Here is a 13,379-nt window from a genome sequence, read left to right as displayed (position 1 = left end):
GCCCGGCGTTTCGCGAAACCCGCCGAACCGCTCTAAGGATCACTCTGGCTGGGCAGTTCCAGCATTGCGCAACAGCACCCGCACTTCGTCATCCTCGGCAATCTGCTGGTAGCCTCGCAGGAAGTTGACGTAGCCCTGCCACCGGGAAAGCTCGGCATTCCAGTCGACGTCCTTTTTCTCGACGATGATCACGGCGGGCTGTTTGGTTTCGAGTTCGGCGATCTTGCCCTCGATGTAGCGATCGGCGATCTGCCGATAGTGGGACGCCATCTCTTTGTTGCCGTCCCGGGTTGCGGCGCTCGAAAGATAACGCGCCGATTCACCCAGCCAGTCGCTGCAATAGCGTGAAATCCATGTCCCGCCGAGCATGCGGACAAGCGGATGGCCCCCCGAGATGTCGGCACCGACGAGTGCCACGCCCGGCTGAGGAGTCGCGGCCGCGAGCTTGGCGACAACCTCGGCATTGGGCTTCTGTATTTGCATGAACGGGATGGCGGCTGCGGCAATGATGGCAGCCAGCAGCAGCTTGCGCCCCAGCGCCATGGCCATGCCCGACGGCTTGTTTGTTGCCGGGGCCGGTTGCGAGATCCTCAACAGGAGGGCGGCCAGGATCAGGCTGAAGGCCGGAAATGCGTGATAGGGCCAGCCTTTGGCCTGGTAAATCAGCGCCACGGTCGCGGCCAGCGAGGCAAGCGTGAACACGGTGACCAGCGGCGACAAAGGCAATCCCGGTCGAAGAAGGCGCAGCGTCACCAGCGCGAGCAGATAGACCGGACTGTAGGTGGTCAGCAGCGCCTGGATCTTCTGCATCCGCATATAGGTGTCGGCCAGCATCGGGTAGATGACGCTTAGGAACTCCGGGTAGAAATGCTGCACGGCGACGGCATATGCGACGCAAAGCAGGCCGATCACCCAGTACTCGATGGCGAAAAGCGTCCGGATCGACCGGCGGGACCAGGCCGCGTAGAGAGCCGGAACGAGCACGACCAGCGCGTAATAGGGCTTCACAAGAACCAGCACGCTCCCGCCAAGCCCTGCAAGAACGGCCGCCGGAACACTTGGCACGCGCCCCTCGATCGGCGCCGCGCGCCACGCCGTCAGCACCAGCAGCGGCAAAAGCAGCGCGATCCCCAGCTGCTCACGTTCGCTGAAAGCATTGCCTGGGAAGATGACCAACAGGGCCAGGAACAAGGGCAGCATTGGAGACAGCGCGGGGTTCTCGGCAAAACCGGCCTGCTTGGCGATCAGCGTGGCAAAGCCCAATCCCGCCAGGCAGATCGCATAGCTGTAGGCATGGATCGCGATTTCCGGTGACGCACCGAGTTTGTGCGCGAGCACGACGGCCGGCATGAACATCCATGGTGTGAAAGGCGGATTGGTTTCGACTAGGTCGATATACAGCCGGTCTCCGGCGAGCATTCGCTCGCACATGGTGATTATCCAGCTGGTGTCCGGTATGACACCCCATCGGGTCTGCCAGAGAATGGCGGCGCCCAGCACCAGCAGGCAGAGAACCGCCGTCAGCGCACTCCAGCTGCGGGCATCGAGCCCCAGCGCATCGGTGCTTGGCCGCTCCTGGATGACCGTCACAGCCTTTTCCCCTTTGAGCGGACGAGACCGCCGGCGCTCATCGGGCTGCCCCGACAAAGACAAACCTGCGCAGGATTATGAAATTCAGGATCGGAACCATGATGCAGGCCAGGATCACCGGCACCGACGGTGGCAATCCGGCGATATCCGTAAGGACCGTGGCCAGCCCGACGGAAAGGAGAAATCCGACCGCGGTGGCGCAGGCAAAGCGGGCGGCCTCGAAGCCGATCGCACCATCGGACATGAAGGTCACGAGGCGGTGCCCCCAATAGGAAAATACTGCGGCGGTGCAATAGGCGACGACCGAAGCGATCACAGCCGGCATGCCAAAACTATGTTGGTCCGACAGAATCAGCGCGCCCGTGGCGTAGATCAGCGTCGACAGGCCACCGATCGCGGCAAACCGCAGGACACGCGCGGGCTCTGAACGACCCATCGCCCATGACCAGAATGGATGCCCGACCGAGGCCATCCCCTCGGCGGCAAACGCCTTTTCGGATTTCATCACCTGCCGCAAAGTCAGCCGAGCCGCCGTTCGCGCCCAGCGGGCACATCCTTTGATGTCTCGGCATTTCGCATCGCGGCGACCGCTTCCTCGAAGCCGGTCAGTCGATCGATCACATAGAGCGGCCGCCGCTTCACCTCGGCATGGATGCCGCCGACATAGAGACCGATGATGCCGGTCATGAAGAGATTGATGCCGGACAAGAAGGAGATGATGACCACGGTCGAAGTCCAGCCATGGACGACACTGCTGACGAAAAGCCAGGAAAACAGCGCATAGACGCCGAGCAGGGCCGCAAAACCCGAGATGGCCAGTCCCGCCCACAGCGCCAGCCGCAGCGGCTTGTCGGAAAAACTGACGATGCCGTGCACGGCCAGCCGCACCATCTTCCAGAACGGGTATTTGGTTTCGCCTGCGGCCCGCTCGGGCCGCTCGAACGATACCGCCGTCTGCTTGAAGCCCATCCAGCCGAACATGCCGCGCACGAAGCGGTCGCGCTCCGGCATGCGCTTGAACGTGTCCAGCGCCTTTCGGCCAACAAGGCGGAAATCGCCAACGTCGCGCGGGATGTCGACCGACGTCATCTGTTCGAGCACGCGATAGAACAGGTTGGCGGTGATGCGCTTGAACAGCGTCTCGCCCTCGCGTTTGGTGCGGCGGGCGTAGACGATCTCGTAGCCTTGCTTCCATTTGGCGACGAGGTCGAGCACCACTTCGGGAGGATCCTGAAGGTCGGCGTCCATGACGATCACGGCGTCGCCAGCCGCAGCGTCCATGCCGGCGGTGATCGCGATCTGGTGGCCGAAATTGCGCGACAGTTCGATCAGCCGGAAGCGCGGATCCTCGGCTGCCATGCCGCGCAGGAAGATGACGCTGGTGTCACGGCTGCCGTCGTCGACGAAGATGGCTTCGGCTCTGCCGTCGAGCTTGTCGAGCAAGGCCGTGATCCGCCGCACGAGCAACGGCAGCACCGCCTCTTCGTTGAAGATCGGAATGACCAGTGAATAGACCGGGGCCTGGCGGCCCGCGGCATTGCCCGCCTTGATCACCGGTTGCCTCCCGACACCCGCTGGAGTTTGGCTCGCAAAGCTAGTCGGGATTGCCTAAGCCGCCGTTAAGAAATCATAATTTCCTCAACGCCACTTCCTCGATCAGGTGGTTGGCGCCCTTGCGCAGGATGAGGTCGGCGCGCGCCCTGGTCGGCAGTATGTTCTCGCGCAGGTTCTTCAGGTTGATGTTGGCCCAGAGCCCTTCGGCGATGGCCCGCGCGGAATCCTGCGAAAGCTGCGAATAGCGATGGAAGAAGGAGTCCGGATTGCGGAAGGCGGTCTCGCGCAGCCGCATGAAACGCTGGATGTACCACTGATGGATCAGCTTTTCGTCGGCGTCGATATAGATGGCGAAGTCGAAGAAATCGGACAGGAAAGGCACGATCTTGCCGTCCTTCGGCAGCTTGCCGGGTTGCAGGACGTTTATGCCTTCGAAGATCAATATGTCGGGACGGTCGATGGTGACGAACTCGCCGGGAATGACGTCGTAGGTCAGGTGCGAATAGACCGGCGCGCGGACACTGCTTTGCGCCGACTTGATGCCGGACAGGAACCTGAGCAGCGCGCCGACGTCGTAGCTCTCGGGAAAGCCCTTGCGCTCCATCAGGTTCTCGCGGCGCAGGATCTCGTTCGGCAACAGGAAGCCGTCGGTGGTGATGAGATCGACCTTCGGGCTCGATGGCCAGCGCGCCAACAACTCCTTCAGCACACGCGCCGTGGTCGACTTGCCGACCGCGACCGAGCCGGCAATGCCTATGATGAAGGGCGTCTTGACGATGTCCTGCGCGTTGAAAAAGGCCTGGCGCTGCCTGAACAGCAACTGGCTTGCCTCGACATGGGCCGACAGCAGCCGCGACAGCGACAAATAGATGCGCTTGACCTCTTCGAGGTCGACCGGGTCGTTGAGTGAGCGCAGCCTGTCGATCTCGTCGCCAGTCAGCGTCAGCGGCGTGTCGGCGCGGAACTGCGACCATTGCTCGGCGGAGAAGAAACGATAGGGGGAATATTTCTCGGTGGGAGCAAGCTGGTCCATCGAGTCTCCTGCCCTCCTAGAGCATGATGCCGAAAAGTGTGAAGCGGTTTTCGGGCGACATCATGCTCGATCAGTCTCTTTCAGCCCTTGGGGCGCGACGCCTTTTCGGCGATGCCCGAGCGGCCGGTGCGGCCCTCGAGCTCCTTCAGAACCTCGTCCAGCGGCACGCCGGCGATGCCGAGGACGACCAGCCAATGATATAGGAGATCGGCACTTTCCGAAACGAGGCCTTTCTTGTCGGCCTTGACGGCGGCAATGACCGTCTCGACGGCTTCCTCGCCGAGCTTCTGCGCCGCCTTGTCGATGCCCTTGGCGAACAGTTTCGCCGTCCATGAGTCCGGGTCGCCGGAATGGGCGCGCTGATGAATGATCTGTTCCAGCTCGGCGAGCGAAAAGTCTGCCATAACAGTCGTTTATGCTCGTTCGACGGGTGAGTCCAGCCGCATCGGCAGCCCGGCCTTTGCCATATGTGCCTTGGCCTGCGCGATCGTGTAGGTGCCGAAATGGAAGATCGAGGCGGCAAGCACAGCACCCGCATGGCCGTCGCGGATACCTTCGACCAGATGATCGAGCGTGCCTACGCCGCCTGATGCGATCACCGGCACGCGCACCGCGTCGGCGATCGCGCGCGTCAGCGCGATGTCGTAGCCGGCCTTGGTGCCGTCGCGGTCCATCGAGGTCAAAAGGATCTCGCCGGCGCCGCGCTCGACCATCTTTCTGGCGAAGTCGACGGCGTCGATGCCGGTCTTCTCGCGCCCGCCATGGGTGAAGATCTCCCAGCGGTCGCTCTCGCCGGCCGCCGATACCTTCTTGGCGTCGATGGCAACGACGATGCACTGGTTGCCGAACTTGTCGGCGGCTTCGGCGACGAAATCCGGGTTCTTCACCGCCGCCGTGTTGATCGACACCTTGTCGGCGCCGGCCAGAAGCAGCTTGCGGATGTCGGCCACCTGGCGCACGCCGCCGCCGACCGTGAGCGGCATGAAACATTGCTCGGCCGTCCTGGCGATCACGTCGAAGATCGTCTCGCGATTGTCGGACGACGCGGTGATGTCGAGGAAGCAGAGCTCGTCGGCGCCGGCCGCGTCATAGGCCTTGGCGGCTTCGACCGGATCGCCGGCATCGACGAGATCGACGAAATTGACGCCCTTGACCACGCGGCCGTTCTTGACGTCGAGGCAAGGGATGACGCGGGCCTTCAGCATCATTTGCCTTCCAGCGTCGCGAGCAGGTCGACCACCAGCTCGCCGACCAGCGGCGGCACATCGCCCTTGGGGTCGAAGGCCGGATCGTAGGCCGAAATGGTCAGTCCGGCGACGCTGAGCGGGCCGGCGAGGCCGCACATGGCGGTGCGCACCTGTTCGGGCGCCGGACCGCCAGGCGTGGTGTAGCGGTTGGCCTGCAGCTTCTCCGGGTCGTGCACGTCGAGGTCCACATGCATGTGCACCCGCTTGGCGCCGTCGGCCTTCAGTCTCTGCGCAGCGCTCTTCCAGTCCGGGCATTCGGTCCGGATGATAGGCAGCGCTTTCAGCAGCTCTCTTTCCGCATCGTCGAGGTCGCGCGCGTTGACCAGGACGCAGCGCGACGGATCGACCGGCTTGAAGCCGGGGATCTGGCTGGCCATCGGCCGCCAGCAGAGGCCGAGCACGGTGGCCAGCGCCATGCCGTCGAGAAAACCGGTGGTCGAGGTCTCCGGCGTGTTGAGGTCGCCATGCTGGTCTGCCCAGATGATGGCGTCGGCGCCGGCACCCGCCACGGCGCCCGCGCTGGTCAGGCAGTTGCCGGCCAGCACGATCGGAAACCGCTTCTTGTCCAGCGCGATGCGCACCTCGCCCGAAACGGCGTTGCAGACGGCAAAGCCGGTGCCGATCTCACGTTCCTGCTCATCCTCGACCACCTTGCCGATGTCGTTCACGTCGACATCGTGGCCGGCGAGCTTCAGCGCCTCGGCCAGCCCACCGGAGATCAGCGCGTCCGGTCCCTGGCCGCAGCCGCCGTGGAAATGGCCGCTGTCATAGGATGCCAGGATGATCGAAATGTTCACGGTCTTGCCTCCGCCGTCTCGCCGCGCAGGATCGCCAGTGCCTCGGCCGGGTCGATACGTCCGTCATATAGGGCGCGGCCCGAGATCGCGCCTTCGAGTTTCTTGGCATCCGGCATGGTCATGCGCACGATATCGGCGATCGAGGCGAGGCCGCCGGATGCGATCACCGGGATGGACACCGCCTCGGCCAGGCTGATCGTCGAATCCCAGTTAATGCCGGAAAGCACGCCGTCGCGGTCGATGTCGGTGTAGATGATGGCCGCCACGCCCGCGCCTTCGAATTTCTTCGCCAGCTCGACGACGCCGAGCTCGGAAGCCTCGGCCCAGCCTTCCACCGCGACCTTGCCGCCCTTGGCGTCGATGCCGACGGCGACCTTGCCCGGGAAAGCCTTGCAAGCCTGCTTGACCAGCTCCGGCTCGCGCACCGCGACCGTGCCCAAAATGACGCGGGCCAGACCGCGATCGAGCCAGTCCTCGATCTGCGGCAGGGTGCGGATGCCGCCGCCGAGCTGTACCGGGTTCTTCGTCGCCTTGAGGATGGCGCCGACCGCGGCGCTGTTGACGCTCTGGCCCTTGAAGGCGCCATTGAGATCGACGACGTGCAGCCACTCGAAGCCCTGGTCCTCGAAGGCCCTGGCCTGGGCTGCCGGATCGTCGTTGTAGATGGTGGCGGTGGCCATGTCGCCGTGTTTCAGGCGCACGCATTTGCCGTCCTTGAGATCTATTGCCGGAAACAGGATCACGGTCAGGCGCCCTCGACGATGACGAAATGCCCGGTGGAGCCGGCAAGCCTGTATTTCGACGCCTCCTGGTACTCGGGCGATTGGTAGCAGGCGACCGCCGTGTCGTAGGAATCGAACTCCACCACCACATGACGATTGCCCGTCGGCGTTTCGGGATTTTCATAGCGGCCCGCCCGAACGACGAACCTCGCCCCATATTTGGCGAAGGCCTTGGCGTTGGCCTCGATGTACTTCTTGTAGATTTCCTGGTCGCGCACATCGATCAGCGCGATCCAATAGCCCTTCTTGGCTGTCATCAGGGCCTCCATTTCAGGAAATTGGTGATCAGCGCCAGGCCGAGTGCTTGGCTTTTCTCGGGATGGAACTGCGTGCCGGCAAGGTTGTCGCGGGCAACGGCCGCCGTTACCGGGCCGCCATAGTCCGCTGTCGCCAGAACCTCGTCCGCCTTCCGCGCATCGAGATGGTAGGAATGGACAAAATAGGCATGCAGCCCCTTCGGGCCGGTCTCGATGCCGGAAAACAGCGGATGATTGCGTTGCAGCTCGATCGTGTTCCAGCCGATCTGCGGGATCTTCAGCGCCGGGTCGGACGGCCGAATCTCCTTGACGTCGCCGGCGATCCAGCCGAGGCCCTTGGTGACGGTCTTTTCGAGGCCGCGTTCCGACATCAGCTGCATGCCGACGCAGATGCCGAGGAACGGCCGTCCCTTGCGCAGAGCCACCTCTTCCACCGCCTCCCACATGCCGGTGACGGCATGCAGTCCGGCGGCGCAATCGGCATAGGCGCCGACGCCCGGCAGGACGATTCGGTCGGCGCCGCGCACGCGCTCGGCATCGGCCGTGAGTTCGATTGTCGCGGCAAGGCCAGCCTCATGCGCGGCGCGCTCGAAGGCCTTGGTGGCCGAGCGCAGATTGCCCGAGCCGTAGTCGATGATCGCTACCCGCATGTCAGGGCCTTCCAGGCGTGTGGGTCAGCCCCAGCGCCATGCCGGTCTGCGGCGGCCGTGCCAGCGACGCGTCCGGCACGATGCGCGGCATCGGCGCCGGCTCGTCGCCATCGTCGCCGGCTTCCTGCGCGTAGCGCATCTCGGCCTCGCTCAGATTGGCGGCCGCGACCACGCCCCATTCGCGCCAGCCGCGCCGGCGCAGCGCGGCAATGCGCAAGCCCTGGCCTTCGAATCCGACATAGAGCGAGACCAGCAGCGACAGCATCGATCCGGCCCATTCGAGCCCGAGCCTCTCACCGACCGCCGACAGCACCGCCATGACGACGAAGGCCAAGACCGCCTCGATCCACAGCCGGTTCCAGGCGAGCCAGAGCGGCGAGACCAGGAAGCCGAGCCAGGTGAAGCTGTCGCGCACGAAACGGATGTCCTCGGCCTTGTTGCCAGCCGGCGGCTCCATCACGACATAGATCGCCATAGGGCTATCCTTTCAGGGAACCCTTGGTGGAGGGCACCGCGTCGGGCTGGCGCGGATCGGGCTCCAGCGCCGCGCGCAAAGCGCGCGCCACCGCCTTGAAGCAGGTTTCGGCGATGTGATGGTTGTTGGCGCCGTAATGGTTGGTCACATGCAGCGTGATGCCGGCATTCTGCGCCAGCGCATGGAAGAACTCGCGCACCAGCTCGGTGTCGAACGTGCCGATCTTCGGCGACGAGAAGCCGACGTTCCAGACCAGGAAGGGTCGGCCGGAGACGTCGATCGCCGCCCTGGTCAGCGTCTCGTCCATGGCAAGATCGATCGAGGCATAGCGCATGATGCCGCGCCGCTCGCCCAGCGCCTTGCTCAACGCCTGGCCTATCGCGATCCCGGTGTCCTCGACCGTGTGGTGGTCGTCGATATGCAGGTCGCCCTTGGCCTTGATGGTCATGTCGATCAGCGAATGCCGCGACAGCTGGTCGAGCATATGGTCGAAGAAGCCGACACCGGTCGAAATGTCGGCTTTGCCTTTGCCGTCGACATGGACCGAGACGCTGATCTCGGTTTCCTTGGTCTTGCGGCTGACTTCGGCGGAACGCGTCATCGTTCTGTCCTTGTTGCCCGGTTCGGAGGCTTCGGGCTTGAAAACGAGAGCCTTCTATCAGCATGATCCGGCGATTGCCAGTTGCCATTCCGGTCGCTATCGGGCTGGTCCGGGGCGGTTTGCAATCGTTAGCCTCATGCATACATATGGCCGATCCAACTCACTCGTACCGCGCCAATCGCCTTCAAGAGGGATAGCGCGCATCGGAGCCAAGAATGTCGAATGAACTGACCATGCACGCCACGACCATCGTCAGCGTGCGCAAGGGCAATAAGGTGGTGATCGCCGGCGACGGCCAGGTCAGCCTTGGCCAGACGATCATGAAGGGCAACGCGCGCAAGGTGCGCCGCATCGGCAAGGACGGCAGCGTCATCGCCGGTTTTGCCGGCGCCACCGCCGACGCCTTCACCTTGCTCGAGCGGCTCGAAGCCAAGCTCGAACAATATCCGGATCAATTGACCCGCGCCTGCGTCGAGCTTGCCAAGGACTGGCGCACCGACCGCTATCTGCGCCGCCTGGAAGCGATGATGCTGGTCGCCGACAAGTCCGTCTCGCTGGCGCTGACCGGCAATGGCGACGTGCTCGAGCCCGAGCACGGCGTGATGGCCATCGGCTCCGGCGGCAATTACGCGCTGGCCGCCGCCCGTGCGCTGATCGACACCGACAAGGATGCCGAGGAGATCGCCCGCAAGGCGATGCAGATCGCGTCCGACATCTGCGTCTACACCAACAACAATTTCGTCGTCGAAACGCTCGATGCCGCCTGAGCGTGTTCGGCCATGATCCCAAAAAGTGGGAACCGGTTTTTGGAAGAGATCATGGCCAAACAGGAAGACAGCTATGATTTTCGGCCGGTCACCGAAAAAGACCTGCCGATGATCGCCGGCTGGCTCGAGCAGCCGCATGTCGCTCGGTGGTGGGACGATCCGGCGAAGGAAATCGCCGAGATCCGCGAGCATATCGATTCGGTCTCGGTGGAGCCGCTGATCGTCGAACTCGACGGCAGGCCGATCGCCTATCTGCAGAGCTATGATCCGCATATGGAGGACGACCATCCCTATGCCGACCAGCCGTTCGGCGCGCTGGGCATCGATCTCACGATCGGCCCGCCGGAACTGGTCGGCGTCGGCCATGGCTCGGCCATCGTGCGCCAGTTCGTCGAGGAGCTGTTCGAGGAAGGCGCGCCGCGCGTCATCATCGATCCGCATCCCGACAATGGCCGCGCCATCCGCGCCTATGAGAAGGCCGGCTTCAGGTCGATCGGCCGCAGGCATTCGCAATATGGGGACGTCGTGCTGATGGCCGTCGACGTGGCCGAGGACGACGAAAATCTGGGGGACTGAGTCAATGACCGCATCCGGAGAGGACAAGACGCTTTCGGCCTATGAAGACAGCTGGCGCATGGGCCTGCTGCTCGTGCTCGCCTTGATCATCTTCCAGGCGGGCGCCCTGTACGGCATGGGCCATCCGCCGATCTGCACCTGCGGCTACGTCAAGCTCTGGCACGGCGTGGTCAACAGCTCGGAGAATTCCCAGCACATCGCCGACTGGTACACCTTCTCCCACATCATTCACGGCTTCCTGTTCTATGCGCTGGCGACGTTCCTGTTTCCGCGCTCGCCGGTCGGGCTGAGGCTGGCCTTTGCCGTCCTCATCGAGGGCGGCTGGGAGCTTCTGGAAAACAGCCCCTTCATCATCGAGCGCTACCGCGCCGGCACCATCTCGCTCAACTATTACGGCGATAGCATCATCAATTCGGTGTCCGACACGCTGTTCATGGCGCTGGGATTTGTGATGGCGCGAAAGCTACCTATATGGGTGATCGTGGCCCTGGCGCTCATCTTCGAGTTCGGCACGGGCTACATCATCCGGGACAATCTGACGCTCAACGTGATCATGCTGCTGCATCCGTTCGAGTCCATCAGGCAGTGGCAAAGTGGAATTTGAGTCTTATGAGCACCTTTTCTCCCCGTGAAATCGTTTCGGAACTCGACCGCTTCATCATCGGCCAGAAGGACGCCAAGCGCGCCGTGGCCATCGCCTTGCGCAACCGCTGGCGCCGCCAGCAGCTGGAAGGCCAGATGCGTGAAGAGGTGATGCCGAAGAACATCCTGATGATCGGCCCGACCGGCGTCGGCAAGACCGAGATCTCGCGCCGCCTGGCCCGGCTCGCCGGCGCGCCCTTCGTCAAGGTCGAGGCGACCAAGTTCACCGAGGTCGGCTATGTCGGCCGCGATGTCGAGCAGATCGTGCGCGACCTCGTCGAGGTCGCCATCGGCCTGGCGCGCGAGAAGATGCGCGGCGACGTCAGCGCGCGCGCGCAGGTCAATGCCGAGGAGCGCGTGCTTGAAGCCCTCGTAGGCAAGACGGCGAGCCCGGCCACGCGCGACAGCTTCCGCAAGAAGCTGCGCGACGGCGAGCTCGACGACAAGGAGATCGAGATCGAGGTGGCCGACACCGGCACCGGCGGCATGCCCGGCTTCGAGATTCCCGGCATGCCCGGCGCCAATGTCGGCGTGCTCAACATCAACGACATGCTGTCGAAGGCGATGGGCGGCCGCAAGACCAAGACCCGCAAGACCACGGTGCGCGATTCCTACGCGCTGCTGGTCAATGACGAGTCCGACAAGCTGCTCGACCAGGACGAAGTGGTGCGCAGGGCGCTGGAATCGGCCGAAAACGACGGCATCGTCTTCCTCGACGAGATCGACAAGATCGCGGCCCGAAGCGACATTTCGGGCGGCCCGTCGCGCGAAGGCGTGCAGCGCGATCTGCTGCCGCTGGTCGAAGGCACGACGGTCGCGACCAAATATGGGCCGATCAAGACCGACCATATCCTGTTCATCGCCTCCGGCGCCTTCCACGTCTCCAAGCCGTCGGACCTTTTGCCGGAGCTGCAGGGCCGCTTGCCGATCCGCGTCGAGCTGCGCGCGCTGGAGAAGTCGGACTTCGTCCGCATCCTCACCGAGACGGAGGCGAGCCTCATCAAGCAGTATATCGCGCTGATGAAGACCGAGGGCGTCGAGCTGACCTTCACCGACGACGCCATCGATTCGCTCGCCGGCATCGCTGTCGACCTCAACGCCAGCGTCGAGAACATCGGCGCCCGGCGCCTGCAGACGGTGATGGAGCGCGTGCTGGACGAAATCTCCTACGACGCGCCGGACCGCAACGGCACGGCGGTCACCATCGACGCCGCCTATGTCGAGAAGCATGTCGGCGACCTGTCGCGCAACACCGACCTGTCGCGGTTCATTCTCTGATTTTTTGAATTCGGGCCGGCCTGACCGCCGGCCCGAATTGTCCGGCTGACAAATCCTGGGTGTGGCCAAATGGAAGCATCTGGTCACCATTCTTGGCGGCGGGTTCAAGCCTTCTCTCGACTCCGCCGAGCGCTTTACCTAGGTTGCCGCCGATTCAAAGGCGGCGGCGTATGAAGAAATACCTGTTTCTACTGGCTGGTCTCGTGCTGGCGGCGGCGGTGGCAACCGCTGATGCGGCAACCATGGTGCCGCCCGGCAACCGCAACAGCGTGCAGCCGGATATTCCGGGCGCGTCCAGCCGGCGCACCCAGGCCACCAACACCACCTTCCAGGCCAAGTACCGCAAGGTCTACGCGCTGCTGCAGAACGACGCCGACTTGCGCGCCAAGATCAGGAAGGCGGCGGCGGCCTATGGCATCGACCCGATGCATATCGTCGGCGCGATCGTCGGCGAGCACACCTACAATGTCGACGCCTATGACCGTCTGCAGACCTATTACGTCAAGGCGATCTCCTATCTGTCGAGCAAGCTGACCTTTGCCTATGAGGGCGAGGATGTCAGCGATTTCATCAAGCGGCCGGAATTCGAGAAATGCGCCGGCATGGGCGACAGCTACGACCTTTGGGAATGCCGCGAGCAGGTGTGGAACCATTCCTTCCGAGGCCAGACCGTCGGCGGCGAGGATTTCCCCAACGATCGCTTCGGTGCCACCTTCTTCCAGCCCTATTATGCCGGCCAGACCTTTGGTCTCGGCCAGCTCAACCCGCTGACGGCGCTTCAGATGAGCGACCTCGTGCACAAGGTTTCCGGCCTGCCCGAGCTCGACGTCAACGATCCCAACATGGTCTACAAGACCATCATGGATCCGGATCTGACGCTGCCTTACGTCGCCGCGACCATCAGGAAGTCGATCGACGCCTACCGCAACATTGCCGGCTTCGACATCTCGCATAACCCGGGCCTGACCGCCACGCTCTACAATGTCGGCAATCCGGAGCAGCGCGCCGAGGCGCTGAAGGCCGAGAACGAGAAGCGCCGCGCGGCCGGAGAGCCGGAAAAGCTGCCCGAGGAGAACTATTACGGCTGGCTGGTCAACGACAAGCTCGACGAACTGAAGGCGCTTTTCTAA

Annotated in this window: 17 protein-coding genes; 5 read left to right on the top strand and 12 right to left on the bottom strand. The window is 63.6% G+C overall.

Annotation, left to right across the window (positions count from 1 at the left end; genetic code table 11):
* Nucleotides 1-39: 39 nt before the first annotated feature.
* From DPM33_RS10010 to hisB, 12 genes are all read right to left on the bottom strand, one after another.
* On the bottom strand, nt 40-1,590 hold the full coding sequence (locus DPM33_RS10010; RefSeq protein ID WP_112097223.1) for a hypothetical protein: 1,551 nt from the start codon (nt 1,588-1,590) through the stop codon (nt 40-42).
* 37 nt (nt 1,591-1,627) lie between these two features.
* On the bottom strand, nt 1,628-2,095 hold the full coding sequence (locus DPM33_RS10005) for a GtrA family protein (RefSeq protein ID WP_146770224.1): 468 nt from the start codon (nt 2,093-2,095) through the stop codon (nt 1,628-1,630).
* Nucleotides 2,096-2,109: 14 nt separating this feature from the next.
* Nucleotides 2,110-3,144 (bottom strand): glycosyltransferase family 2 protein, encoded by a 1,035-nt coding sequence (locus tag DPM33_RS10000; RefSeq protein WP_112097221.1) that lies wholly within the window; start codon nt 3,142-3,144, stop codon nt 2,110-2,112.
* 73 nt (nt 3,145-3,217) lie between these two features.
* The gene (gene coaA, locus DPM33_RS09995) at nt 3,218-4,177 is read right to left on the bottom strand and encodes a type I pantothenate kinase (RefSeq protein WP_112097220.1); all 960 of its coding nucleotides are present in this window, start codon (nt 4,175-4,177) and stop codon (nt 3,218-3,220) included.
* A gap of 80 nt (nt 4,178-4,257) precedes the next feature.
* Nucleotides 4,258-4,581: a phosphoribosyl-ATP diphosphatase gene (locus DPM33_RS09990; RefSeq protein ID WP_112097219.1), complete on the bottom strand. Its 324-nt coding sequence runs from the start codon at nt 4,579-4,581 to the stop codon at nt 4,258-4,260.
* Nucleotides 4,582-4,590: 9 nt separating this feature from the next.
* The gene (hisF, locus tag DPM33_RS09985; protein WP_167449009.1) at nt 4,591-5,385 is read right to left on the bottom strand and encodes an imidazole glycerol phosphate synthase subunit HisF; all 795 of its coding nucleotides are present in this window, start codon (nt 5,383-5,385) and stop codon (nt 4,591-4,593) included.
* Nucleotides 5,382-6,221: an arginase family protein gene (locus DPM33_RS09980; protein WP_112097218.1), complete on the bottom strand. Its 840-nt coding sequence runs from the start codon at nt 6,219-6,221 to the stop codon at nt 5,382-5,384. Before DPM33_RS09980 ends, hisF begins: the two co-directional genes overlap by 4 nt.
* Nucleotides 6,218-6,964, bottom strand: a complete 747-nt coding sequence (gene hisA / locus DPM33_RS09975) for a 1-(5-phosphoribosyl)-5-[(5-phosphoribosylamino)methylideneamino]imidazole-4-carboxamide isomerase (RefSeq protein ID WP_112097217.1) — start codon at nt 6,962-6,964, stop codon at nt 6,218-6,220. The genes DPM33_RS09980 and hisA overlap by 4 nt, the downstream gene beginning before the upstream one ends.
* Before the next feature lie 2 nt (nt 6,965-6,966).
* Nucleotides 6,967-7,260: a DUF1330 domain-containing protein gene (locus tag DPM33_RS09970; protein ID WP_112097216.1), complete on the bottom strand. Its 294-nt coding sequence runs from the start codon at nt 7,258-7,260 to the stop codon at nt 6,967-6,969.
* Nucleotides 7,260-7,910, bottom strand: a complete 651-nt coding sequence (hisH, locus tag DPM33_RS09965; RefSeq protein WP_112097215.1) for an imidazole glycerol phosphate synthase subunit HisH — start codon at nt 7,908-7,910, stop codon at nt 7,260-7,262. Before hisH ends, DPM33_RS09970 begins: the two co-directional genes overlap by 1 nt.
* Nucleotide 7,911: 1 nt before the next feature.
* Nucleotides 7,912-8,385 carry a DUF2628 domain-containing protein gene (locus DPM33_RS09960; protein WP_112097214.1) on the bottom strand — a complete coding sequence of 158 codons (474 nt, stop codon included), beginning with the start codon at nt 8,383-8,385 and terminating at the stop codon, nt 7,912-7,914.
* A 4-nt stretch (nt 8,386-8,389) separates the two neighbouring features.
* Nucleotides 8,390-8,986: an imidazoleglycerol-phosphate dehydratase HisB gene (hisB, locus tag DPM33_RS09955; protein ID WP_112097213.1), complete on the bottom strand. Its 597-nt coding sequence runs from the start codon at nt 8,984-8,986 to the stop codon at nt 8,390-8,392.
* Nucleotides 8,987-9,201: 215 nt separating this feature from the next.
* Here hisB and hslV point away from each other — a divergent pair, with 215 nt between their 5' ends.
* The 5 genes from hslV (at nt 9,202) to DPM33_RS09930 (ending at nt 13,379) form a co-directional block, all read left to right on the top strand.
* Complete coding sequence (gene hslV, locus DPM33_RS09950; protein ID WP_112097212.1) at nt 9,202-9,753, top strand: ATP-dependent protease subunit HslV; 552 nt, start codon at nt 9,202-9,204, stop codon at nt 9,751-9,753.
* Between the two features lie 51 nt (nt 9,754-9,804).
* Nucleotides 9,805-10,329 carry a GNAT family N-acetyltransferase gene (locus DPM33_RS09945; protein ID WP_112097211.1) on the top strand — a complete coding sequence of 175 codons (525 nt, stop codon included), beginning with the start codon at nt 9,805-9,807 and terminating at the stop codon, nt 10,327-10,329.
* A 4-nt stretch (nt 10,330-10,333) separates the two neighbouring features.
* Nucleotides 10,334-10,933: a DUF2585 domain-containing protein gene (locus tag DPM33_RS09940; RefSeq protein WP_112097210.1), complete on the top strand. Its 600-nt coding sequence runs from the start codon at nt 10,334-10,336 to the stop codon at nt 10,931-10,933.
* Between the two features lie 5 nt (nt 10,934-10,938).
* The gene (gene hslU / locus DPM33_RS09935) at nt 10,939-12,249 is read left to right on the top strand and encodes an ATP-dependent protease ATPase subunit HslU (protein ID WP_112097209.1); all 1,311 of its coding nucleotides are present in this window, start codon (nt 10,939-10,941) and stop codon (nt 12,247-12,249) included.
* A gap of 170 nt (nt 12,250-12,419) precedes the next feature.
* Nucleotides 12,420-13,379, top strand: a complete 960-nt coding sequence (locus DPM33_RS09930; protein WP_112097208.1) for a DUF1402 family protein — start codon at nt 12,420-12,422, stop codon at nt 13,377-13,379.

Source organism: Mesorhizobium hawassense (assembly GCF_003289945.1).
Taxonomy (GTDB): Bacteria; Pseudomonadota; Alphaproteobacteria; order Rhizobiales; family Rhizobiaceae; genus Mesorhizobium; species Mesorhizobium hawassense.
The sequence above is the reverse complement of the archived record's forward strand: the minus strand, read 5'-3'. Positions and strand labels throughout refer to the sequence as shown.